Here is a 21,426-nt window from a genome sequence, read left to right on the forward strand (position 1 = left end):
AGTTATGCAGGAACAACCAGCGTTTCATTCAGGATTCGTGGCCATTATTGGTCGCCCAAATGTCGGTAAATCTACCTTTTTAAACCGGGTGATTGGCCAAAAAGTGGCCATTATGAGTAATGTGGCCCAAACAACACGGAACAAAATTCAGGGAATCTACACAACCAACACGGAACAAATTGTGTTCATTGATACGCCCGGAATTTTTAAACCCACCAGTAAACTGGATGAATTCATGGTTAATTCGGCCGTTTCAACGTTAAACGAAGTTGACGCTGTGTTATTCATGGTTAACGCTACGCAAATGCGTGGGGCGGGTGATAACTACATCATTGATCGGTTGAAGGACATTCATAAGCCAATTTACCTGGTGATTAACAAGATCGATCAAATTCACCCAGACAAATTAATGTCCGTTCTCGAACAATATAAAGACGCATTGGATTGGAAGGAAGTGTACCCAATCTCGGCGTTGCAGGGCAATAACGTTGACGAATTTTTGACCCAATTATCAGCTGATCTCCCAGAGGGGCCTCAGTATTACCCTGATGATCAAATTACGGATCACCCAGAACGGTTCGTGGTGGCTGAATTGGTTCGGGAGAAGGTCCTTCAGTTAACACGTGATGAAGTTCCGCACTCCGTTGCTGTTGAAGTGGAATCCATGAAACGTGAGACCCGGCCGGGCAAAAACGCTGATGGTCAACCAAACGAACTGGTGCACATTGCGGCCACAATTGTTGTGGACCGGACGTCACAAAAGGGGATCATTATTGGTAAAGGTGGTAAGATGTTAAAGGAAATCGGGTCACGTGCCCGGGCCGACATCGAACCGCTTTTGGGTGACCGTGTGTACCTGGAACTCTGGGTCAAGGTGGTCCAACACTGGCGTGATAAACCATCAGCGCTACGTGAATATGGCTATAAAGCAAAAGACTATTAATTGCGTTTAGTAAGTCGTGACGGGGGCCGTTAGACCACCGTTGCGACTTGCTTGCGTTAACGTTAAGGGGGTGTCACGAATGGCAACGTACCAAAACGTTTTGTTTAATGGAATCATCATGTACAGCCAGGATTACCGCGAACGTGATCAGCTGATTAAAATTTTTACCGGCGAATATGGTAAAAAAATGTTTTTCATTAAGGACGGTAAACGGCGGGGCTTTCGCCTCCACAGCGCGCTGTTACCATTTATGATGGGCGCTTACGTCGGAAACGTGAACGATGATGGTCTTAGTTTCATTAACGCTGCCAAACAAACGACCCAGTTTCGAACGATCAGTGCAGATATCAACAAGAATGCTTACGCCACGTACATTTTAAGCTTGATTGACGCGGCATTTCATGATGGTCAAGTGGTGCCCCAGTGGTTTTTAAAGACGCAGCGGGCGTTGACACTCATTGATGAGGGGCTCGACGAACAGATCATTACGAACATTATGGAAATCCAGTTGCTGACAGCCTTTGGGGTTGCCCCTGAGTTACAGGGGTGTGCAATTTGCGGCCGGACTGACCTTCCGTTTGATTATTCGGAAGCGGCTGGTGGGCTCATTTGTCAAAATCATTTTGCGACGGATGAACATCGGCTCCACTTGGACGCCCGAACCATCTTCTACTTACGGCAATTTTCAGTGATCGATTTAGATAAGGTAACGACGATCAACGTTTCGGCAAAAACCAAACGGGGGCTTCGGCGTGTCCTAGACTTAATTTATGATAATAGTGTCGGGTTGCACCTACGTTCGAAACGGTTTATTGATCAGATGGCGACGTGGGAGGATCAACTTGCGACGCGCGGTGAACAGCTGAAGCAGCGGGCTAAATCGGAGGAAGTACCGACACCACCGGCGGCTTCAACAGAACCAGGCGAGCCAACGTCACATGAATCCTAGTCAGCAAAGAGGGAAGGTAACGAGATGAAAAAAGCGTTAATTGTTGGTGCCTCACGTGGAATTGGCCTTGGTCTTGTTAAGGAACTGGCCCACCGCCAGTGGTCGACCGTTGGGACCGTTCGGCCAGGTTCACAAACTGAGTTAGGGGCCTTTGCGACAGCAAACCCGGCGTTGAACGTGACAACGGCGACCGTTGACATTACGCTTGACCAAACGGTGACTGATCTTCAGCGTGAATTGGCTGATCAACGGTTTGATTTGATCTTAGTCAATGCGGGGATCGCACCGAAAGATGTCCCAGTCAGTGAAATGCCGGCAGGCGAATTTAGTCAGGTTATGCTGACCAATGCGTTTGCACCGGTGCGTTTCATTGAGCGAATGGCCCCGCTGCTGAACGCCCACGGCACGTTAGCTGTGACGTCTTCACGACAGGGCAGCGTGAGTCTTAATGTTCGTGGCGGTGATGATGTGTATCGTGCCAGTAAGGCAGCACTAAACCAACTCGTTCGAAGCTATGGTGCATCTTCACCACAGCAAGCGCTGTTGCTCCTTCATCCCGGTTGGGTCCAAACGGATCTTGGTCGCCAATCTGGGCAAGCCCCGCTAACAGTCGAACAAAGTGTTAGTGGACTGGCGGATGTTATTGAACGACACTTAGGCGAACCAGGCGTTTGGTTCCGTGATTATCAGGATCAAATTGTGCCATGGTAAAAAAACTAATCATCGACGATTGACAACCGTTTGTTCAATGTCTATGATGAGGAAGTTAAGTAATTTAATACCGTCGACATGGACCAAAAAGGGTCATCGTGAGGACGTTTAGCGAGCCAGGGAGAGTGTGAGCCTGGTCGTCCTTGCGAACGATTGGCATTTTGCGAGTCGACAACCAATCAAGCTGCCCGAATTCTTTTGGGAAGTAGGGTGGAACCGCGTCGATTAATTAGTCACGTCCCTACATCAACACACATTGTGTTGGTGTAGGGACGTTTTTATTTTAAAAGGAGACCATCATGGAAAATCAGATCGATCAAAAGCTTTCCGTGCAACAAATTATTCTTACGTTGCAACAATACTGGGCTGCACAGGGCTGTATGCTGATGCAGGCCTACGATACCGAAAAGGGGGCCGGAACCATGAGTCCCTACACGTTCCTGCGTGCCATCGGTCCAGAACCATGGAACGCCGCTTACGTGGAACCAAGTCGGCGACCTGCCGATGGCCGTTACGGGGAAAACCCGAACCGGTTGTACCAACACCACCAATTCCAAGTGCTGATGAAGCCAGCCCCAGCGAACATTCAGGAATTATACTTGAACAGTTTGCGTGAATTGGGCATTGATCCATTAGAACATGACATTCGCTTCGTTGAAGATAACTGGGAAAACCCATCAATGGGGTGTGCCGGTGTTGGTTGGGAAGTCTGGCTGGATGGGATGGAGATTACCCAGTTCACGTACTTCCAAATCGTCGGTGGTCAGGAAATGAACCCGGTTGCTGCTGAAGTGACCTACGGATTGGAACGGTTATCTTCCTACATTCAGGACGTAAACTCCGTGTTTGATTTGGAATGGAGCGACGGCGTTTTGTATGGCGACATCTTCAAAGAACCTGAATACGAACACAGTAAGTATTCATTTGAAGAAAGCAACCAGGAAATGTTACTGCGGATGTTTGACGACTTTGAGCGTGAAGCCCAAGCCAACCTGGCAAAGGGCCTCGTGCACCCCGCTTACGATGACATTTTGAAGTGTTCCCACACATTTAACCTATTAGATGCTCGGGGCGCCGTTTCTGTGACTGAACGGGCTGGCTATCTAAGCCGGATTCGGAACATGGCGCGGACCGTTGCCCAAACGTTTATTGATGAACGGGCTAAGCGTGGCTTCCCGTTGATCAAAGATGACAAGCAACGGCAGGCAGTTTTGGCTGATTGGGAAGCCCGTCAGGCGAAAAAAGCGGCTAAGGCAGCTAAACGGACAAAGAAGGAGGCTAAATAATGGCACATGAATTCTTACTTGAAGTTGGTTTAGAAGAAATTCCGGCGCATGTGGTCACACCTAGTATTGATCAACTGGTTGCTCGGACAACAACGTACCTAAATGAACAACGAATTACGTTTGACGCAATTAAGTCATTTTCGACACCACGGCGGTTAGCCCTCCTGATTTCTGGACTGGCTGATCAACAACCAGATATTGAAGAAGAAGTTAAGGGTCCAGCTAAACGGATCGCGCAAGACGAAGACGGCAACTGGACAAAGGCTGCGCAGGGTTTTGTTCGGGGCCAAGGGGCCACGGTTGACGACATCACGTTTAAGGCCATCAAGGGCGAGGACTATGTTTACGTTAACAAGCATGAAGATGGCCAACCGGTTGCCACGGTTCTGACTGGCTTGAAGGACGTGATCATGGCGATGACGTTCCCAACCATGATGAAATGGGGGAGCTTTAAGTTCCAATATGTCCGGCCAATTCGTTGGCTTGTGGCGTTGTTAGATGATAAGGTGCTTCCGTTTAGCATTTTAAACATCACCACTGGACGGACAACACAAGGCCACCGGTTCCTAGGAAAAGAAGTTGACCTAGCCACGGCTGCTGATTATGAAGAAGCATTGACTAGCCAATTCGTAATCGCAGACGCTGGCAAACGGAAGGCCCGGATTCGTCAGCAAATTGCTGAAATCGCTGAAACTAATGGTTGGACGATCACGGTGGATGACGATCTTTTGGAAGAAGTCAACAACCTGGTTGAATGGCCAACGAGTTTTGCTGGTCACTTTGATGACAAGTACCTGACGATTCCGGACGAAGTGTTGATCACTTCCATGCGTGACCACCAACGCTTCTTCTACGTTCAGGATGCGTCAGGAAAGCTCCTGCCAAACTTTGTCTCTGTTCGAAATGGGAACGACCAACATTTAGATAATGTGATCGCCGGAAACGAAAAGGTGCTGACGGCTCGTTTAGAGGACGCAATGTTCTTCTACCAAGAAGACCAAAAGCACGACATTGATTTCTATGTCAACAAGTTAAAGGGCGTTAGTTTCCATGACAAGATTGGGTCCATGGCAGAACATATGAAGCGGACCGGGATCATCGCCAATTTGATTGGGCAACGGATCGGTTTCTCTGACGAAGAACTTGCTGATTTACAACGAGCAAGCGAAATCTATAAGTTTGACCTTGTGACTGGAATGGTCGGCGAATTTGCTGAACTGCAAGGAATCATGGGTGAAAAATACGCGTTGCTGTTTGGTGAAAAGCCGAGTGTTGCGCAAGCCATTCGTGAACACTACATGCCAATCTCTGCTGAAGGTGCATTGCCGAAATCACGGATTGGGGCAGCGCTAGCGGTTGCTGATAAGTACGACAGCATCGTGTCCTTCTTTGCGGCCGACATGATTCCAAACGGTTCAAACGACCCGTACGCATTGCGGCGGCAAGCGTTTGGAATTGTGCGGATTCTGCGTGATCAAAAGTGGCATTTACCACTGATGAAGATGGGGCAAGACTTCGGAATTGCCTTATCCAATAAGCACGTTGAATTTAATCCTGAATTAATGGCAAACTTGGACCACAGTCGGCAACAGATCCAGGCGTTCATGAACGATCGGGTTCGCCAGTGGTTTGCTGGTCAGCATGTTCGTCATGATATCGTTGAAGCCGTAACCAACGCAAAGACCAGTGATGTGTTGAGTATGTTAGACGACGCAGCCGCACTGATCGCCCATGCCAACGATGGTGACTTTAAGGATGCCATTGAAGCACTGACCCGGGTGGCCCGGTTAACGAAGGATGAGTTATTAACGCAGACGGAATTACCAGTTGATCCAGCACTGTTTGACGATGATTCTGAACAAACGTTATTTGATGCCGTTAATGATGTTAAACGTCATTTTGACGAACGGACACCGGACGAAAACTACCGGGCCTTAGCTGATCTTCGGCCAGCCATTGAAGCGTACTTTGAAGCGAACATGGTCATGGCTGATGATGATGCTGTACGGCGGAACCGGTTGAACCAGCTGGCTCAATTAACGCAATTGACGATTCAATTGGGTGATTTACAACAGCTGATCGTGAAGTAAGCTAAATTAGCCAAAGTGCGTTAAAATAAGATTGATCGTAAACCGTGAGGAGCAACGCTCCTTGCGGTTTATTTGTTGGTGTGAATGGGGGGATGCAGATGTTACAAATCAAACGGGTGTATGCACCAGTTATGGAGACGGACGGCCAGCGTATTTTAGTGGACCGGTTGTGGGCGCGTGGCCGCTCAAAAGAACAGGCGGCGTTGACGGATTGGGCGAAAGTAATTGCACCCAGCACGATGATCCGGCAACAATTCGGGCATGACCCAAACCAGTTTCCGACGTTTGTCACGGCCTATACGGCTGAGTTAGCGGTCAATCCGGCAACGCCAAAATTTATTGAACAGGTGGCGACGGGGCTTGAACAGGGGAATGTGACCCTTGTTTACGGTGCGAAAGATGAGTTGCATAACAATGCCGTTGTCTTAAAGGCGTACTTGCTAACACAATTACCGGCTAAGTTGACAAAAGTGACCGACTAAGAATTACTTTCTGAACATGAATCAAAGTCCTGTACATTGATTGGAAAGCGTGTATAATATCTTATGTGTGTAAATGGGCCAATTTTTAGAGTCGCATTTTTTGTTTCCCCGAAGCCGACTGGTGACGAAGACGGAAGATGCGCCTTTTTACGCTCATTATTGACACTGAACTCATGAAATGAACCGTTACTGGAGGTGATGTTGTGGCAACACGAATTCCTGAAGACGTCATTGAAACAGTGCGGACATCCGTCAACATTGCGGATGTCGTTGGTCAAACTGTCCAGTTAAAAAAATCGGGTAAGAATTTGTTCGGCCTGTGTCCGTTTCATGAAGAACGCACCCCGTCATTTTCTGTCAATGAAGAAAAGCAAATCTTTCATTGCTTTAGTTGTGGTCGGGGCGGTAATGTATTCAAATTCCTGATGGAGTTAAATAACCTCAGCTTCCCGGAGGCCGTCTTACAAGTCGCTGATGATGCCAACATCAACATTGCGGCTGAGTATCGGCAGGTTGAGTCCGCACCAGTTGATACACAATCAAGTCGGTTAATCGCGTTATACGAGGATGCCGCCAAGTTGTATCACCACGTGTTAGTTAACACCCAACTGGGCGAAGAGGCCTTGGCATACTTGCACGATCGGGGTCTGGACGATGAGACCATCGAAGCGTTTAACATTGGGTTTGCGCCCAGTGAAGGGTTACTCAAACCGTTCTTTGAAGAGCGGCAGATTGATTATCAGTTATTACGGCGTTCAGGTTTGTTTATTGAAAATCAGGATGGCCAGCTTCGGGATCGGTTTAGCAACCGGGTGATGTTTACGATTCGTAGCCAGCGTGGAAAGGTGATTGCCTTTTCCGGCCGACTTCTCCACAAGGATCCAGATGCACCGAAGTATCTGAACAGTCCCGAAACCGACATTTTCCATAAAAGTGATACCCTGTTTAATTTCGATCTTGCGCGACCAGAGATTCGGAAAGCGGACGCGGTGATTTTGTTCGAAGGGTTTATGGATGTGATTGCCGCTTATTCTGCGGGCATTAAAAACGGGATTGCCTCCATGGGAACTAGTTTGACAACGGATCAAATCGGCATCTTACAACGGGTCGCCCACACCTTGTATGTCTCATATGATGGTGATAATGCCGGTCAAAACGCGACCCACCGGGCGCTGTCATTGATTGGCGAACAAAGCACAATGACGCTTGGCGTGGTTCAAATGCCGGAGGGCCTTGATCCAGATGAGTACCTGCGTAAGTACGATGCCGAACGTTTTCGGGCCGTTTATGAAGGGGCCAAAGAGACGCCGGTCGGCTTTGCGTTGCGGTACCTGGCCCGTGGTCGGAACCTCGATAATCAAAGCGATCAACTAACGTATCTGGATGAGGTGCTAAAGATCATTGCTGGCGTTCGTGCCCCCGTTGAGCGCGATTTGTACATCAATCAACTGGCGGAGCGCTTTGACGTTGACAAGGCAAGTTTAAAACAGCAGCTTGCTGAGATGTTACAGTCACGGCAAGCACCAGCGACAGTGGCTGGCGAAGGGCATTTGGCGCCCGCAGCACCACCACGACAGGTGGAGCAAGAACGGGCTGTGTTATCGCAGGTTGAGCGTGCCGAACAGCTGTTACTGGAACGGATGCTTACGGATCAAAGTGTGTGGCTGCATGTAACGGCCAATCAAGATTTTCACTTTGTTCATGACCAGTACCAAACGCTGTTTTTATTGGCACAGGGGTTTAAACAAACGCATGCGGAGCTTCAGATCGCCGGCTTTTTGGATTACATCAATGATGATGCCTTGCAACGGGTGCTGATTGAGGTGACCGAACGGCCGACCGTGACGCGGAATGATTTAACGGATGTTGATGACTGTATGCATTTGATTATGCACCAGGCGCCACTAGATGAAGCCATTCGGCAAAAGAACCTGGCCATGATCGAAGCCAAGCGGTTGAACAACCGTGATCTTCAAAATCAGTTAACGTTGGACCTGGTTAATTTGTATAAACAAAAACAGGCCATGAAGAATGCTTGATTATTTTTTAAATCAGTGTAAACTAATTGTTCTTATCGGATCGTGAATAATAAGGGGGACCTTGCATGTCTGAAAAGCAAGAAACAGCAGCAAAGAATTTTGATGAAAAAAAGTTCACCACAGCCGTTAATGGGTTAATTAAGGACCACAAGAAGGCAAAAGAAGTTCAGTACGACGATTTGCAAAAGCAACTCGTGACGCCCTTCAAACTGGACGCAGATCAAATCGATGATTTGATGCAAAAGGTTGAGGACGCCGGGATCAGTGTTGTCGATGAAAATGGTGACCCCTCTGAACACGCGTTAAAGAATAAGAAGAGCGATGTTTCTGCTAAAGAATTAAAGGCAAGTGACGCCGCACCATCCGGGATTAAGATTAATGATCCTGTGCGGATGTACCTGAAAGAAATTGGTCGGGTTTCATTGCTGTCAGCTGATGAAGAAGTGGCTTTGGCCCTGCGGATTGAGCAAGGCGATGAAGAAGCTAAACAAGAATTAGCTGAAGCAAACTTACGGTTGGTGGTTTCCATCGCTAAACGGTATGTTGGTCGGGGAATGCAGTTCTTGGACTTGATCCAAGAAGGAAACATGGGCTTGATGAAGGCCGTTGAAAAGTTTGACTACCGGAAGGGATTCAAATTCTCAACGTACGCCACATGGTGGATTCGTCAAGCAATTACCCGTGCCATTGCTGACCAAGCGCGGACGATCCGGATTCCGGTTCACATGGTTGAAACCATCAACAAGTTGATTCGGATTCAACGTCAATTACTTCAAGACTTAGGGCGTGAACCCATTCCTGAAGAAATTGGGGCCGAAATGGACATGCCAACGGACAAGGTTCGTGAAATCTTGAAGATCGCGCAAGAACCCGTTTCATTGGAAACGCCAATTGGTGAAGAAGATGATTCTCACCTGGGTGACTTCATTGAAGACCAGGATGCTACGTCACCAGCGGATCACGCCGCCTATGAACTTCTGAAGGAACAGTTGGAAAGTGTCCTGGACACGCTGACTGACCGGGAAGAAAATGTGTTGCGGTTACGGTTTGGGTTGGACGATGGTCGGACCCGGACGTTGGAAGAAGTTGGGAAGGTGTTCGGTGTGACCCGGGAACGGATTCGTCAAATCGAAGCCAAGGCGTTGCGGAAGTTACGCCACCCAAGTCGTTCAAAGCAGCTTAAAGATTTCTTGGAATAAAAATGAACAACTCGAAAAAGCGCTAATGGATGTTTAATCATCCGTTAGCGCTTTTTTTGTGGGTTGACGATGAAGGACGGCCGCCGCGGCTTTTATTGCCGCTTTTTCTGTAAAATCCTGTCGGGATAACGCGGTGATTGCTATACTGGTAAGTGACAAACAGTGAAGGAGATTCATATGGACGCAGATCATTTATCAAAACGGTTAACGAAAGTGGCCGAATACGTACCACGTGGGGCACGGATGGCAGACATTGGGTCTGATCATGCTTACTTACCAGCGCACCTTGCGAAGGCTGGCTTGATTCAGTTCGCGGTGGCGGGCGAAGTCGTGAAGGGGCCGTTTGAAAACGCCCGTTCCGAGGTCCAATCACAAGGGCTCACTGATCAAATCGAGGCCCGGCTGGGTGATGGTTTATCCGTCATCAACCCAACGGATAATCTCGATGCGATTGTCATTGCCGGCATGGGTGGCACCCTGATCAGCGACATTTTGACCCGCGGGTGGCAGCAATTAACTGGTAAAGAACGTCTGGTTCTTCAACCAAACGTTGGTGAATATCACTTACGCCAGTGGTTGGTCGAACACCAGTATGAATTGGTGACCGAAGCCATCATGAAGGATGATGGTCATATTTATGAAGTGTTGGTTGCTGAAAAGGCGGCAGCGCCAGTGATGTTGACCGAATTGGATGCACGCTTTGGACCGTTTTTACGACAAGCACCAAACGCGGCCTTTATCGAAAAGTGGCAACATGAGCAGCAACGGACAGAACGCGTGTTGGCCTCTGTGTCACAGGCCGCAGTTGTGCCAGCCGAGAAGCAACGGGCACTACAACATGAACTAGACTTAATAAAGGAAGTGTTATCTGATGCAAGCACAAACCTTAATTGATCAATTTGAAACGTTTGCCCCCCTCAGTTACCGTGAAGCAGGTGATCCAACCGGGTTTCAAATTGGTGATCGTCATGCGGAGATTCACCGGGTGATGACCACCCTGGATGTGCGCCCTGAGGTGGTCGATGAAGCAATTGCCCAAAACGTCGACTTCATTTTTGCACATCATCCGGTCATGTTTCGACCGGCCAAAAATTTGGATTTTGCGGCCGATCCACAACTTGCCATGTACGGCAAACTGGTGGCAAATCATATCACCGTTTACGCAGCGCACACCAACTTGGATAATGCACCCGGCGGCATGAATGATTGGCTTGCTGAGACATTGGGATTAACAGCGGTCAGCGGTTGGCTCCCAAATCCAGAAGCGCCAACGGTACAAATGGGGCGGGTTGGGGCCTTGCCAGAATCGATGTCGATGCAAGCGTTCGCTGAATACTGTAAAACGCAATTCAAGGTGGGCGGATTACGGCTGATTTCACATGAACCTGACCGGTTGGTTAGCCGCGTTGCTGTTTTAGGTGGCGACGGTGGAAAGTTCTTCCATGAAGCCCAGGCAACGGGGGCTGATGTGTATGTCACCGGGGACGTTTACTACCATACGGGTCATGATATGTTAGCGGCTAATTTTTCCGTGGTGGACCCAGGTCACCACATTGAAGCGGTCTGCATTCCTAAGCTGGCGGCAATGCTTCGGCAGTGGTCAGTTGAAAAGCAGTGGCACATTGACGTTGTTGAATCAAAACCAAATACCGACCCGTTTATCTTTGTGTAAGCGGATTAAATCGGGTACACTAGGTAGGTACAAACAATTTAAGGAGCGTGACAATTTTGGCAAAATATGACACATTACTCTCACGGTTTATCGGGTACGTAAAGGTCAACACGCGGTCAGATCCAGATTCAACGACCATTCCTTCTGCACAACGCGAAGTTGACTTCTTAAAGTCAATCGCTGAAGAATTGGCAGAAATCGGTCTGTCCGACATCAAGACGGATCCAAACAGCGGCTATGTAACGGCGGTTTTACCCGCTAATGATGGTGGAGACAGTGATCCCATCGGGTTCTTAGCCCACATTGATACGGCCGAATTTAATGCTGAAAACATCGCGCCACAAATCGTTAACGATTATGATGGTGAATCCGACATTAAACTAAGTGACGATGGCAAGTGGACCTTAAAGGTCAGTGAATTCCCATCATTGCGCAACTACAAGGGCAAGACGTTGATCACGACTGACGGGACCACGTTACTTGGTGCCGACGACAAGTCCGGGGTTGCTGAAATCATGACCGCCATGGAATACTTGGTCAACCATCCAGAAGTTAAGCATGGTGACTTACACGTTGGTTTCGGTCCTGATGAAGAAATCGGAACGGGTGCCGATCACTTTGACGCCAAGGGCTTTGGCGTGAAGTTTGCTTATACGGTTGATGGCGGTCCACTGGGCGAATTGGAATACGAGACGTTCAACGCTGCCCAAGCAGTCGTCGACATCCAAGGGAAAGAAGTTCACACCGCGACGGCCAAGGGTGTGATGGTCAATGCCTTACAAGTAGGGGTTGATTACCACAACTTGCTGCCTGCTGGTGACCGGCCTGAATTAACGGAAGGTCGTCAAGGCTTCTTCCACTTGTACAAGATGGACGGCACGGTTGATCACGCTAAATTAACGTACATCATTCGTGACCATGACAAGGCCACGTTTGAACAACGGAAGCAACAAATGCTGGACATTGCCGAAAAACTGAACGCAGATCTTGAAGAAGACCGGATCAGCGTCACGTTAACGGACCAATACTACAACATGCGTGAAGTTCTGGAAAAGGACATGACCTCCGTTGAATTGGCCCAAAAGGCCATGGAAGACTTGGACATTAAGCCAGTTATCTACCCAGTTCGTGGGGGGACGGATGGTTCCAAGATTTCCTTCATGGGTGTTCCAACACCAAACCTCTTTGCTGGTGGCGAAAACATGCACAGTCGGTTTGAATACGTTTCGTTAGAAACGATGGAACAAGCCGTTGATGTCTTGTTGAAGATCAGTGAATTGAACACAAAAAATTAATCATAAAAAGAACCTGATTGTGTGAGCAAGTTGCCAACACGATCAGGTTCTTTTTTATGCGTAATAAGTGCTGAACCATCAATCTAACGGATGATTATGGGACATGCTGATCCCCATATAGGTTAAATAAGCATCAAGAACCAGCCAGTGCCCAATCTTGCCCAACAAATGACGTGCGGTCATAAAGTTACCTCCCTTTAGTTTACTGATTGGTAAAGTATTTTCATAAATCATCACTGGCTTACTTTACCAATCAGTAAAGTATTGGTAAAATGGATTCAGCAAGTAAATGAGGTGGGTAGCGATGGGACGAAACAAGTCGTTTGATGAAGAAGAAGCGTTGCAAGAAATGCTCACGGTGTTTAATCAAAATGGGTATCATCAAGCTTCGATGGCGCAGTTAGAACAGGCAACGGGCTTAAAGAAAAATAGTTTGTACTTTGCGTTTGGTGATAAATACCCAATGTTCACCCGGGTGTTTCAAGTTTATTTAGACGGAATTTTTGCATCTTTGACCACCGTTCAGACACGTGGTCGGCAAAAAAACGCCCTTGAACAATTAGCGTTACTCCTGATAAATGATTTCACGCCGGCAAACTTACCGACGGCCAACTTTTATATCAATGCTCTGATTGCGTTTAAAGAGGATAACGGACCGGTTCATGATTTATTGAGCGATGCCCATGAACGATACACCAGAATATTAACGGAGACCCTGGCCGTTGGGCAGGCGCGTGGCGAGGTGACCACCATGCTGACGGTTGCTGAATTGGTCGATTACTGTTTTAATGTGCGCACGGGACTGTTAGCGACGGTTAACGTCACGCCTGATGTGGAAGACCTCAAAACGACGTTGATGATCTCTTTACGGCTCCTTGAGCCACACAAATGAACACAAAAAAGCACCGATGGTTGATAACAACCATCGGTGCTTTTTTACGTTTACGTAAGCCAATCAATGAACCTAACGAGCTTACGTTATTTATTGGCGTCAACTGGTGCAGGCTTGTCTGCCAAGAGAACCGTGCAGACACTGACAACTAAACAAACGATAGCAGCAACAATGCCGACTTCCAGAGGTTTATATGTCATCAATTCGAGTTGGCCACCGATGTAACCGATGACTTCACCCCAGATGAAGCCCCAAAAAATAACAGTTAAGTAGCGCATAATGTGACCACCTTTCAATTCAATTAGTAGTTTACCACTTTACCCATGAAATTCAATTCATGAGCGAAAACTTCATTAAAAAGCGGTCGCTCCGGGATTGGAAGTTCAGAAATCTAGATGAAGGTTTGGTATAATAAATGAACGAACAAACGTTTGAAAGGAGGCCGATCTGTGACACAAACAGACGCGGAACAAACACCGTTAATCGTTCCATTATCGGTCATGAGTAACTACAGTTTGCTCCAGAGCCCCACACGAATCAAAGACCTAGTCCAGGCAGCAAAGGACAGGGGGTACGGTGCGTTAGCGCTGACGGACACCAACGTCCTGTACGGCGTCGTGGACTTTTTTAACGCGGCAAAAGCAGTGGGGATCAAGCCCTTAATTGGTTTAGCCGTTGAGCTGACCGGACTTGTGGATGAGACCCAGACGTTTCCGCTAACGTTGATCGCAAACGACGCAGTGGGGTACCAAAACCTCATTCAAATATCGTCTGCCAAAATGACGGCGGAAGCGCCGTTGGCGATCACATTGGCCACAATCGCGCCGTGGCTGACCCACATGACAATCATTAACGGCTTGGAAAGTGAAGCGGGCCGGTTGATCAGTACCGGGCAACAGCAGGCGGCAGGGCGGGTGCTAACGGCGCAACAAACGGCTGGTGATGCTGAGGAAGTTTACCTAGGGGTGAGCGATCAGCAATCACCAACTGCAATTGAAAACCTGCGCGAGTTTGCGACAATACAGCAAACGGCACTGGTCGCGGTTAATCACGTTCAGTATTTAGACGCGACGGATCAATTTAAGGCAAGTGTGTTGCAGGCGATTAGTAAAGGCGAACAGATTAGTAACCTTGGTGCCGTCAGCCAACAACTGGGTCCCTGGTATTTACGCGACGCCCGGGCGTTGACGACACATTATGAACAACTTGGATTGCACGATGCGGTGGCTGCGACAACGACCATCGCAACGAAGGCGACCGTGGACTTTACGTTTCAGGCGCCGCAACTACCACATTTTAAGACACCAGAAGAACAACCAGCGGCAATGTTTCTTCGGGAACAGTGTGAAAAGGGCCTGGTCGAACGGCTCGGCACAGACAACCCGTTGCAAGGCCGCTACCAAAAGCGGTTGGATCATGAATTGACCGTCATTCACGATCTTGGTTTTGATGATTACTTCCTTATTGTATGGGACGTGATGAACTACGCACATGAGCACCACATTACAACGGGGCCCGGGCGTGGGTCCGCAGCTGGTTCATTGGTGGCGTACACGCTTGCCATTACCGAGGTTGACCCGTTGATGTATGACTTGTTGTTCGAACGGTTTTTAAATGATCAGCGGGCGCAGATGCCGGATATTGATTTAGACATTCCGGATGACAAACGGGATCAATTGTTGCTCTATGTTCGTGATCGCTACGGGGCGGATAAAGTGGGCCAGATTCTGACATTTGGAACGTTGGGCGCTAAGCAAGCCCTTCGCGATGTGGGCCGTGTCTTTGGCCTTTCAACGTTCCAATTGGCCGATTGGAGTCGAGCAGTTCCCAATGGCTTAGGCATTACGCTGACAGAGGCCCAAGCGGCGTCACAGCCGTTACGAAATCTAATTGCCGATAGCCAAACCAACCAGTTATTGTTTGAAACGGCGCTGGCTGTGGAGGGGTTACCGCGGCACACCTCAACCCATGCGGCCGGGGTCGTGTTGAGTGATGAACCATTGACGAACATCGTTCCGGTCCAGTCAGGGTCAGAAGGCTTACTGATCACCCAGTTTCCAAAGAACACGGTGGAAGCACTGGGACTGCTGAAGATGGATTTTCTTGGCCTTCGTAACCTCACCATTTTGGCAGCAACACTAGCCGCCGTGGCGCAGACGACGGATAAACCACTGGCTGTCAACGACATTCCGCTCACCGACGCAGAGACGCTGGCCCTTTTCCAGCGCGGCGATACAAACGGCGTCTTTCAGTTTGAATCCAGCGGAATCAAGAACGTTTTGCGAAAGTTACATCCAGAGACGTTTGAACTGGTTGTGGCCGTGAACGCCCTGTACCGACCAGGACCGATGGAAAACATCGACCGGTTTATTGCCCGTAAAAAGGGGCAGGAACCGGTGACCTATCCGGCACAGGTGTTAGAACCGATCCTCGGACCAACGTACGGGATTATTGTGTATCAAGAACAAGTTATGCGGGTTGCGGCCGTGATGGGTGGTTTCTCACTTGGAAAAGCCGACCTCTTGCGCCGGGCCATGAGTAAGAAAGACCACGCAAAAATTGATGCCTTACGTGATGAGTTTATCGCCGGCGCCACTGAAAAAGGGTTTACGCAGGCCGTTGCGGTTCAAGTTTATGACTACATCGAAAACTTTGCTTCGTATGGTTTTAACCGCTCACACGCGGTGGCGTACAGTAAGATGGCGTTTGAACTGGCGTACCTTAAGGTGCACCATCCGGCCGCGTTCTTTATGGCACTGCTGAACTCTGTTTTGGGGAACGCCGCCAAAATTAAGCTGTACCTTTTAGAGGCAAAACAGCACGGGGTAAACGTGGCCGGGCCAAACGTCAACGTAAGTCAGCCAGACTTTTCGTTAAAAAACGGGCAAATTTTATTTGGTCTTGGCGACATCAAGGGCCTACGCCGCGACTTTGTGGCAAACATCTTGGCTGTACGGGCGGAACACGGATCCTTTACGGATCTGGATGACTTTGTGACCCACATTGATCCGCAATACCGAAAGGAAGAACCGCTGACGGCAATGATCTACGCCGGCGCGTTTGATGACTTTGGGTTGAACCGGGCCGAGTTATTAGATCTCCTGCCACGGGTGATCTCAGGGGCCCAAATCAACATTGATTTATTTGATGATATTGCAGGCCTGAAGTCAAAGGTGGCCCATAAACCGGATCTATCCCTCAAAGAAAAGCTTGCTCACGAGGCTGAGGTACTTGGCGCTTACTTATCAGGGCATCCGGTTGAACAATATACCGGTCTTAGTCAGCGCCTTCACGCGGTTCCGGTGGTTGATCTAACGGTTGGTGATCGCGCCACGGTTGTTTTATACACCAGTAGAATTCGGGAAATTCGAACCAAAAAGGGCGATAAGATGGCCTTTGTAAGTGGAAATGATCCGTCTGGTGAATTATCGATCACATTATTTCCACGACTGTACAAAGCCGTTAGTGAGTGGCTGCGGTCTGAACAAGTCGTGGTGGTCAGTGGCCGGATCGATACCGGTCGCCAAATGGAAATCGTGGCGGACCAATTGCAACTCGCCAGTGACATGCAGCAAGCGCCCGGGTCAGATCAGTCCCCACAACCAGCACAACAATCGGCGACGGGAACCTGGTATTTACAGGTGACGGCAACGACTAAAGCCACTGCACAGGCTACGTTTAGTCAGCAGGTGACGCACTTAGCAGGCCCTAATCCGGTCATTTTCCATGACCAGACCAATGATTCAACGATTAAATTACAACCTGCGTTTTGGCTGGCTGATCCAACAATCATTCAGTCACAGCTAATGGACATTTTTGGTCAAAAAAACGTGGTTTTTCGGCCGAAACAGACGGAATCTTAAAAACCGTCATCAAAGTTATGAAAATAAGCCAACCGTTTTCATTAATATTTTTGAAAACTGATGAAAAGGGCGACAATCCGAGCACAAAAGTGTTAAACTAAGTACCGTATTCAAAGGGAAATGATTGTGTTTCCTTAAAATCGCCACTTGATGGCACAACTCAAAGGGAGAGATTTTTGTTATGAAAAAAACTAAAATCGTTAGTACGCTGGGACCTGCTAGTACAGATGTCGACACGATCGTTAAGTTGATTGAGGCCGGTGCCAACGTTTTCCGGTTTAACTTTTCTCACGGAGATCATGAAGAACATCTTGGTCGTTTGAACAATGTTCATGAAGCCGAAAAGATTACTGGCAAGACTGTTGGGATCATGCTTGACACCAAGGGTGCCGAAATTCGGACCACTGTTCAAAAAGATGGTAAAATCGCCTACAAGATTGGTGACACGGTTCGGATCTCAATGGACGACTCCATTGAAGGAACACACGATAAGATCGCCGTTACTTACCCTGGTTTGTACGACGACGTTCATGTTGGTGGCCACGTCTTATTCGATGATGGTTTGATCGACATGAAGATCGACGAAAAGGACGACGCTAACAAGGAATTGGTAACGACCGTTCAAAACAACGGACTGTTGGGCTCACGGAAGGGTGTTAACGCACCTGGTGTTTCCATCAACCTACCTGGGATCACTGAAAAAGATGCTTCTGACATTCGTTTCGGTTTAGACAACGAAATCAACTTCATTGCTGCTTCATTCGTTCGTAAGGCCCAAGATGTCTTGGATATCCGTGCTTTACTTGAAGAAAAGAACATGCCACACGTTCAAATCTTCCCTAAGATTGAATCACAAGAAGGAATCGACAACTTCGATGAAATTCTTGAAGTTTCTGACGGTTTGATGGTTGCTCGTGGAGACATGGGTGTGGAGATTCCACCTGAAAACGTTCCGTTGGTTCAAAAAGAATTGATCCGTCGTTGTAACGAATTGGGCAAGCCAGTTATCACAGCAACCCAAATGCTGGACTCCATGCAAGAAAACCCACGCCCAACGCGTGCCGAAGCTTCTGACGTTGCCAACGCCGTCTTTGATGGTACTGACGCAACCATGTTATCTGGTGAATCAGCTAACGGGGACTACCCAGTAGAATCCGTTGCTACCATGAACCGGATCGACATCAAGGCTGAAAACGACTTGAGTGTTGATGGTCACGCCGTTCACAACTACGACACTTCAGATGTTACGGAAGCCGTTGCTGCTGCCGTTGCCCGGACTGCAAGTAACTTGCATGTTAAGACAATCGTTGCTGCGACTGCTTCAGGTCACACTGCCCGGATGATCAGTAAGTACCGTCCAAACGCAGACATCTTGGCCGTAACGTTCGACGAACGCACACAACGTGGTTTGATGATCAACTGGGGTGTTTACCCAGTGATCGACACTGCTCCAGCAAGTACTGATGACATGTTCGCATTAGCGAAGAAGCGTGTTGTTGAAGAAGGCTTGGCTGAAAAGGGTGACACGATCATCGTGACTGCCGGTGTTCCTGTTGGAACTAAGGGCACAACGAACATCATGCGCGTTATGCGGATCGACTAAGCATTAATGTGTTAACAATAAACGGAATTATGGCATAAGACCGTTTAGAGAATTAATTTCAAGTTGAAATGGCTGACTTCCTGAGTTCAGGAAGTCAGCCATTTTTGTTGCAAGAAAAATGAGTGGCGAGTTAGCCGGGCGGCGGTCGCGTGATGGCGCGCATTCTGCTATAATGGTACAAACGAAAACGACAACGTGGAGGCAGCTATGCATGATTTACTCGGTCGGGTCATCGAAGCAAAGGTGATCGACCAAAATGACGAGAATTACGTCGTTCAAAGTAACGGCTTTTCGTTCCTATTTGCAAAAGAAGAAGCAGACCACAAACTGGGGATTGGTGCCCAGGTGGTGGGATTTGCCTATGAAAATGAACATCATGATTATCAGTTAACCACCCACATTCCTAAAGCCCAGGTGGGGCACTATGCGTTTGGCACGGTTGTCCGGTCTGCTCATGGCCTTGGGGTGTTCGTGGATGTTGGTTTACCGAACAAGGATTTCGTCGTTTCAGTCGATGAATTACCAACGGTCGCCAACCTAATGCCACAAAAGGGCGATCGGTTGATGATCAGCCTGGTCGTGGACAATAAGAACCGCTTGTGGGGACACTTGGCGGATAGTGACGTCTTTACAGCCATTAGTCGGCGGGCGACACCACAACTGAAAAATCAGGACGTCACGGCGACCGTTTACCGGTTGAAATTGGCTGGAACGCTGGTCTTAACGGATGATTATTACCTTGGATTTGTTCATCCATCCGAACGTGAACGCGAACCACGGCTTGGTGAATCCGTTACCGGCCGGGTGATTGGCGTTCGTCCCGATGGTGGGATGAACATTTCACTGAAGCCGCGGGCCTACCAAGCAATTGGTGATGACGCCGGGCAGCTTTTAGCAGCCTTAAGTCATGATGCAGAACATACCTTGCCTTTTACGGATAAAAGTAGTCCAGACGCCATTAAGGAATACTTCGGGATCAGTAAGGGTCAGTTTAAACGCGCCCTTGGTCATTTATTAAAGGACCGTTTGATCACACAAGAGCCAACGGGGATCACGTTAACGGCGGCAGGGATCAAGGCAGCAAGTCATGACAACGCCAAGTAAGGTTCCAACGAGTCTGGCAGATCCCATGGCTGACTACCTCACCTACGTTAAGGTTGAGCGGGGGTTAGCGAAGAATAGTCTAACGAGTTACGCGCAGGAATTACGTGCGTTTAATGCGTTTTTAATGCGGCGCCACATTACGGACCTCCGTCGGGTGGATCGTTACGTGATTTTAAATTATTTGCAGGCAGAAGATGAGGCGGACAAAGCGCGTGCTAGTGTCATTCATACGGTATCAGCACTGCGAAAATACTTCATGTTTTTAACCCGGGATGGTGTTATTGCGCAAAATCCCATGCTAAAGGTGGATCCACCGAAGCCTGCACGCCATTTGCCACAGGTATTGACGACGGCGGAAGTGGATCGTTTGTTACAGGTGCCTGATGTCACGAAGCCGCTGGGCATCCGTGATCGAACACTGCTTGAAGTGATGTATGCAACGGGGCTGCGGGTCAGCGAAGTCATTAACCTGACGGGTGACAACCTTCACCTTGATCTGGGTTTCATTCAAACGGTTGGGAAGGGTGACAAAGAGCGCATCATTCCAATCGGTGATCTGGCCAGTGAGTGGTTGACGACGTACATGACAACAATCCGCCCGAAGCTGATCAAGGACCAGCCAACAACGGCAATTTTTGTGAATGCCCACGGGCGCCAATTGACGCGTCAAGGGGTTTGGAAAAATTTAAAGGCCATGGTTCGGGCAGCGGATATCGATAAGGATGTAACGCCGCATACGTTGCGGCATTCGTTTGCTACGCACATTTTAGAAAACGGGGCCGATCTGCGGGTGGTTCAAGAATTGCTGGGCCACTCTGATATTTCGACCACCCAAATCTACACGCACATTTCAAAACAGCGCTTGGCGGATGTTTACCGAAAGGCACATCCCCGGGCTTAACCAAACAAATCATGATGGGAGGCAACAACGACGTGTTAGTGAAGTATCGCGATGATTACGAGAAAACCACAATGGGCTTGTTAGCCTTCTTACCGGATTTTCGAAACATGGACCATTTGAAAACGGAGATGCGGTGGTACACCGAGGTTTCAGCGCGACAAATGTATTTGTGGCGTAATGACCATCAACAGTTTACAGGGGTTCTTGGTGTGGAATTAACGGGCGATGTTGTGCTGGTTCGCCTGCTGGTCTTGTCACCGCAAGAACGGAACGATAGTACGAGAAACGCCATCCTTGATGCCGTTGCCAAGTTGTATCCGGAACGCCGGATCATGGGAACCATCGAAATGACGCCAACAATTCTCCGGTGGCAGAACCTTGACGGCCGCTGATCAGA

Annotated in this window: 17 protein-coding genes and 1 pseudogene; 17 read left to right on the top strand and 1 reads right to left on the bottom strand. The window is 48.6% G+C overall.

Annotation, left to right across the window (positions count from 1 at the left end):
- Positions 1-4: 4 nt before the first annotated feature.
- The 12 genes from era to ACKTR5_RS04345 all read left to right on the top strand — a co-directional run bounded on the left by era (position 5) and on the right by ACKTR5_RS04345 (position 13,558).
- Positions 5-943 (top strand): GTPase Era, encoded by a 939-nt coding sequence (gene era, locus ACKTR5_RS04290; protein WP_407879454.1) that lies wholly within the window; start codon positions 5-7, stop codon positions 941-943.
- A gap of 79 nt (positions 944-1,022) precedes the next feature.
- A complete protein-coding gene (gene recO, locus ACKTR5_RS04295; protein WP_407879455.1) occupies positions 1,023-1,892 on the top strand; it encodes a DNA repair protein RecO in 870 nt (289 codons plus the stop codon).
- Positions 1,893-1,916: 24 nt separating this feature from the next.
- On the top strand, positions 1,917-2,603 hold the full coding sequence (locus ACKTR5_RS04300; protein ID WP_407879457.1) for an SDR family NAD(P)-dependent oxidoreductase: 687 nt from the start codon (positions 1,917-1,919) through the stop codon (positions 2,601-2,603).
- 311 nt (positions 2,604-2,914) lie between these two features.
- Entirely contained in the window at positions 2,915-3,889 is a 975-nt protein-coding gene (glyQ, locus tag ACKTR5_RS04305; RefSeq protein ID WP_407879487.1) for a glycine--tRNA ligase subunit alpha, read from the top strand.
- A complete protein-coding gene (glyS, locus tag ACKTR5_RS04310; protein ID WP_407879459.1) occupies positions 3,889-5,979 on the top strand; it encodes a glycine--tRNA ligase subunit beta in 2,091 nt (696 codons plus the stop codon). The genes glyQ and glyS overlap by 1 nt, the downstream gene beginning before the upstream one ends.
- A 98-nt stretch (positions 5,980-6,077) precedes the next feature.
- Positions 6,078-6,461 carry a DUF488 domain-containing protein gene (locus ACKTR5_RS04315; RefSeq protein ID WP_407879460.1) on the top strand — a complete coding sequence of 128 codons (384 nt, stop codon included), beginning with the start codon at positions 6,078-6,080 and terminating at the stop codon, positions 6,459-6,461.
- Between the two features lie 203 nt (positions 6,462-6,664).
- Positions 6,665-8,500: a DNA primase gene (gene dnaG, locus ACKTR5_RS04320; RefSeq protein ID WP_407879462.1), complete on the top strand. Its 1,836-nt coding sequence runs from the start codon at positions 6,665-6,667 to the stop codon at positions 8,498-8,500.
- Between the two features lie 65 nt (positions 8,501-8,565).
- On the top strand, positions 8,566-9,699 hold the full coding sequence (gene rpoD / locus ACKTR5_RS04325) for an RNA polymerase sigma factor RpoD (protein WP_407879464.1): 1,134 nt from the start codon (positions 8,566-8,568) through the stop codon (positions 9,697-9,699).
- Between the two features lie 177 nt (positions 9,700-9,876).
- Positions 9,877-10,593: a tRNA (adenine(22)-N(1))-methyltransferase gene (locus tag ACKTR5_RS04330; RefSeq protein ID WP_407879466.1), complete on the top strand. Its 717-nt coding sequence runs from the start codon at positions 9,877-9,879 to the stop codon at positions 10,591-10,593.
- The gene (locus ACKTR5_RS04335; RefSeq protein ID WP_407879489.1) at positions 10,568-11,371 is read left to right on the top strand and encodes a Nif3-like dinuclear metal center hexameric protein; all 804 of its coding nucleotides are present in this window, start codon (positions 10,568-10,570) and stop codon (positions 11,369-11,371) included. The genes ACKTR5_RS04330 and ACKTR5_RS04335 overlap by 26 nt, the downstream gene beginning before the upstream one ends.
- Positions 11,372-11,427: 56 nt before the next feature.
- Positions 11,428-12,666, top strand: a complete 1,239-nt coding sequence (pepT, locus tag ACKTR5_RS04340) for a peptidase T (protein WP_407879468.1) — start codon at positions 11,428-11,430, stop codon at positions 12,664-12,666.
- Positions 12,667-12,970: 304 nt separating this feature from the next.
- Entirely contained in the window at positions 12,971-13,558 is a 588-nt protein-coding gene (locus ACKTR5_RS04345; protein WP_407879469.1) for a TetR/AcrR family transcriptional regulator, read from the top strand.
- A gap of 86 nt (positions 13,559-13,644) precedes the next feature.
- Here ACKTR5_RS04345 and ACKTR5_RS04350 read toward each other — a convergent pair whose 3' ends face one another.
- Positions 13,645-13,836 carry a YjzD family protein gene (locus ACKTR5_RS04350; protein WP_407879471.1) on the bottom strand — a complete coding sequence of 64 codons (192 nt, stop codon included), beginning with the start codon at positions 13,834-13,836 and terminating at the stop codon, positions 13,645-13,647.
- Positions 13,837-14,007: 171 nt separating this feature from the next.
- Between ACKTR5_RS04350 and ACKTR5_RS04355 the strand changes: the two genes are divergently transcribed.
- The 5 genes and pseudogenes from ACKTR5_RS04355 (at position 14,008) to ACKTR5_RS04375 (ending at position 21,421) form a co-directional block, all read left to right on the top strand.
- A complete protein-coding gene (locus ACKTR5_RS04355; RefSeq protein ID WP_407879473.1) occupies positions 14,008-17,421 on the top strand; it encodes a DNA polymerase III subunit alpha in 3,414 nt (1,137 codons plus the stop codon).
- Positions 17,422-17,602: 181 nt separating this feature from the next.
- Positions 17,603-19,018 (top strand): annotated as a pseudogene (gene pyk / locus ACKTR5_RS04360) (pyruvate kinase); the annotation flags it as partial.
- 213 nt (positions 19,019-19,231) lie between these two features.
- On the top strand, positions 19,232-20,128 hold the full coding sequence (locus ACKTR5_RS04365) for a CvfB family protein (protein WP_407879475.1): 897 nt from the start codon (positions 19,232-19,234) through the stop codon (positions 20,126-20,128).
- Complete coding sequence (gene xerD / locus ACKTR5_RS04370; RefSeq protein ID WP_407879476.1) at positions 20,112-21,029, top strand: site-specific tyrosine recombinase XerD; 918 nt, start codon at positions 20,112-20,114, stop codon at positions 21,027-21,029. The genes ACKTR5_RS04365 and xerD overlap by 17 nt, the downstream gene beginning before the upstream one ends.
- A 32-nt stretch (positions 21,030-21,061) precedes the next feature.
- A complete protein-coding gene (locus tag ACKTR5_RS04375; RefSeq protein ID WP_407879477.1) occupies positions 21,062-21,421 on the top strand; it encodes an N-acetyltransferase in 360 nt (119 codons plus the stop codon).
- The last annotated feature ends 5 nt before the right edge of the window (positions 21,422-21,426 follow it).

It is taken from the genome of Furfurilactobacillus entadae, from assembly GCF_045862745.1.
GTDB lineage: Bacteria > Bacillota > Bacilli > Lactobacillales > Lactobacillaceae > Furfurilactobacillus > Furfurilactobacillus entadae.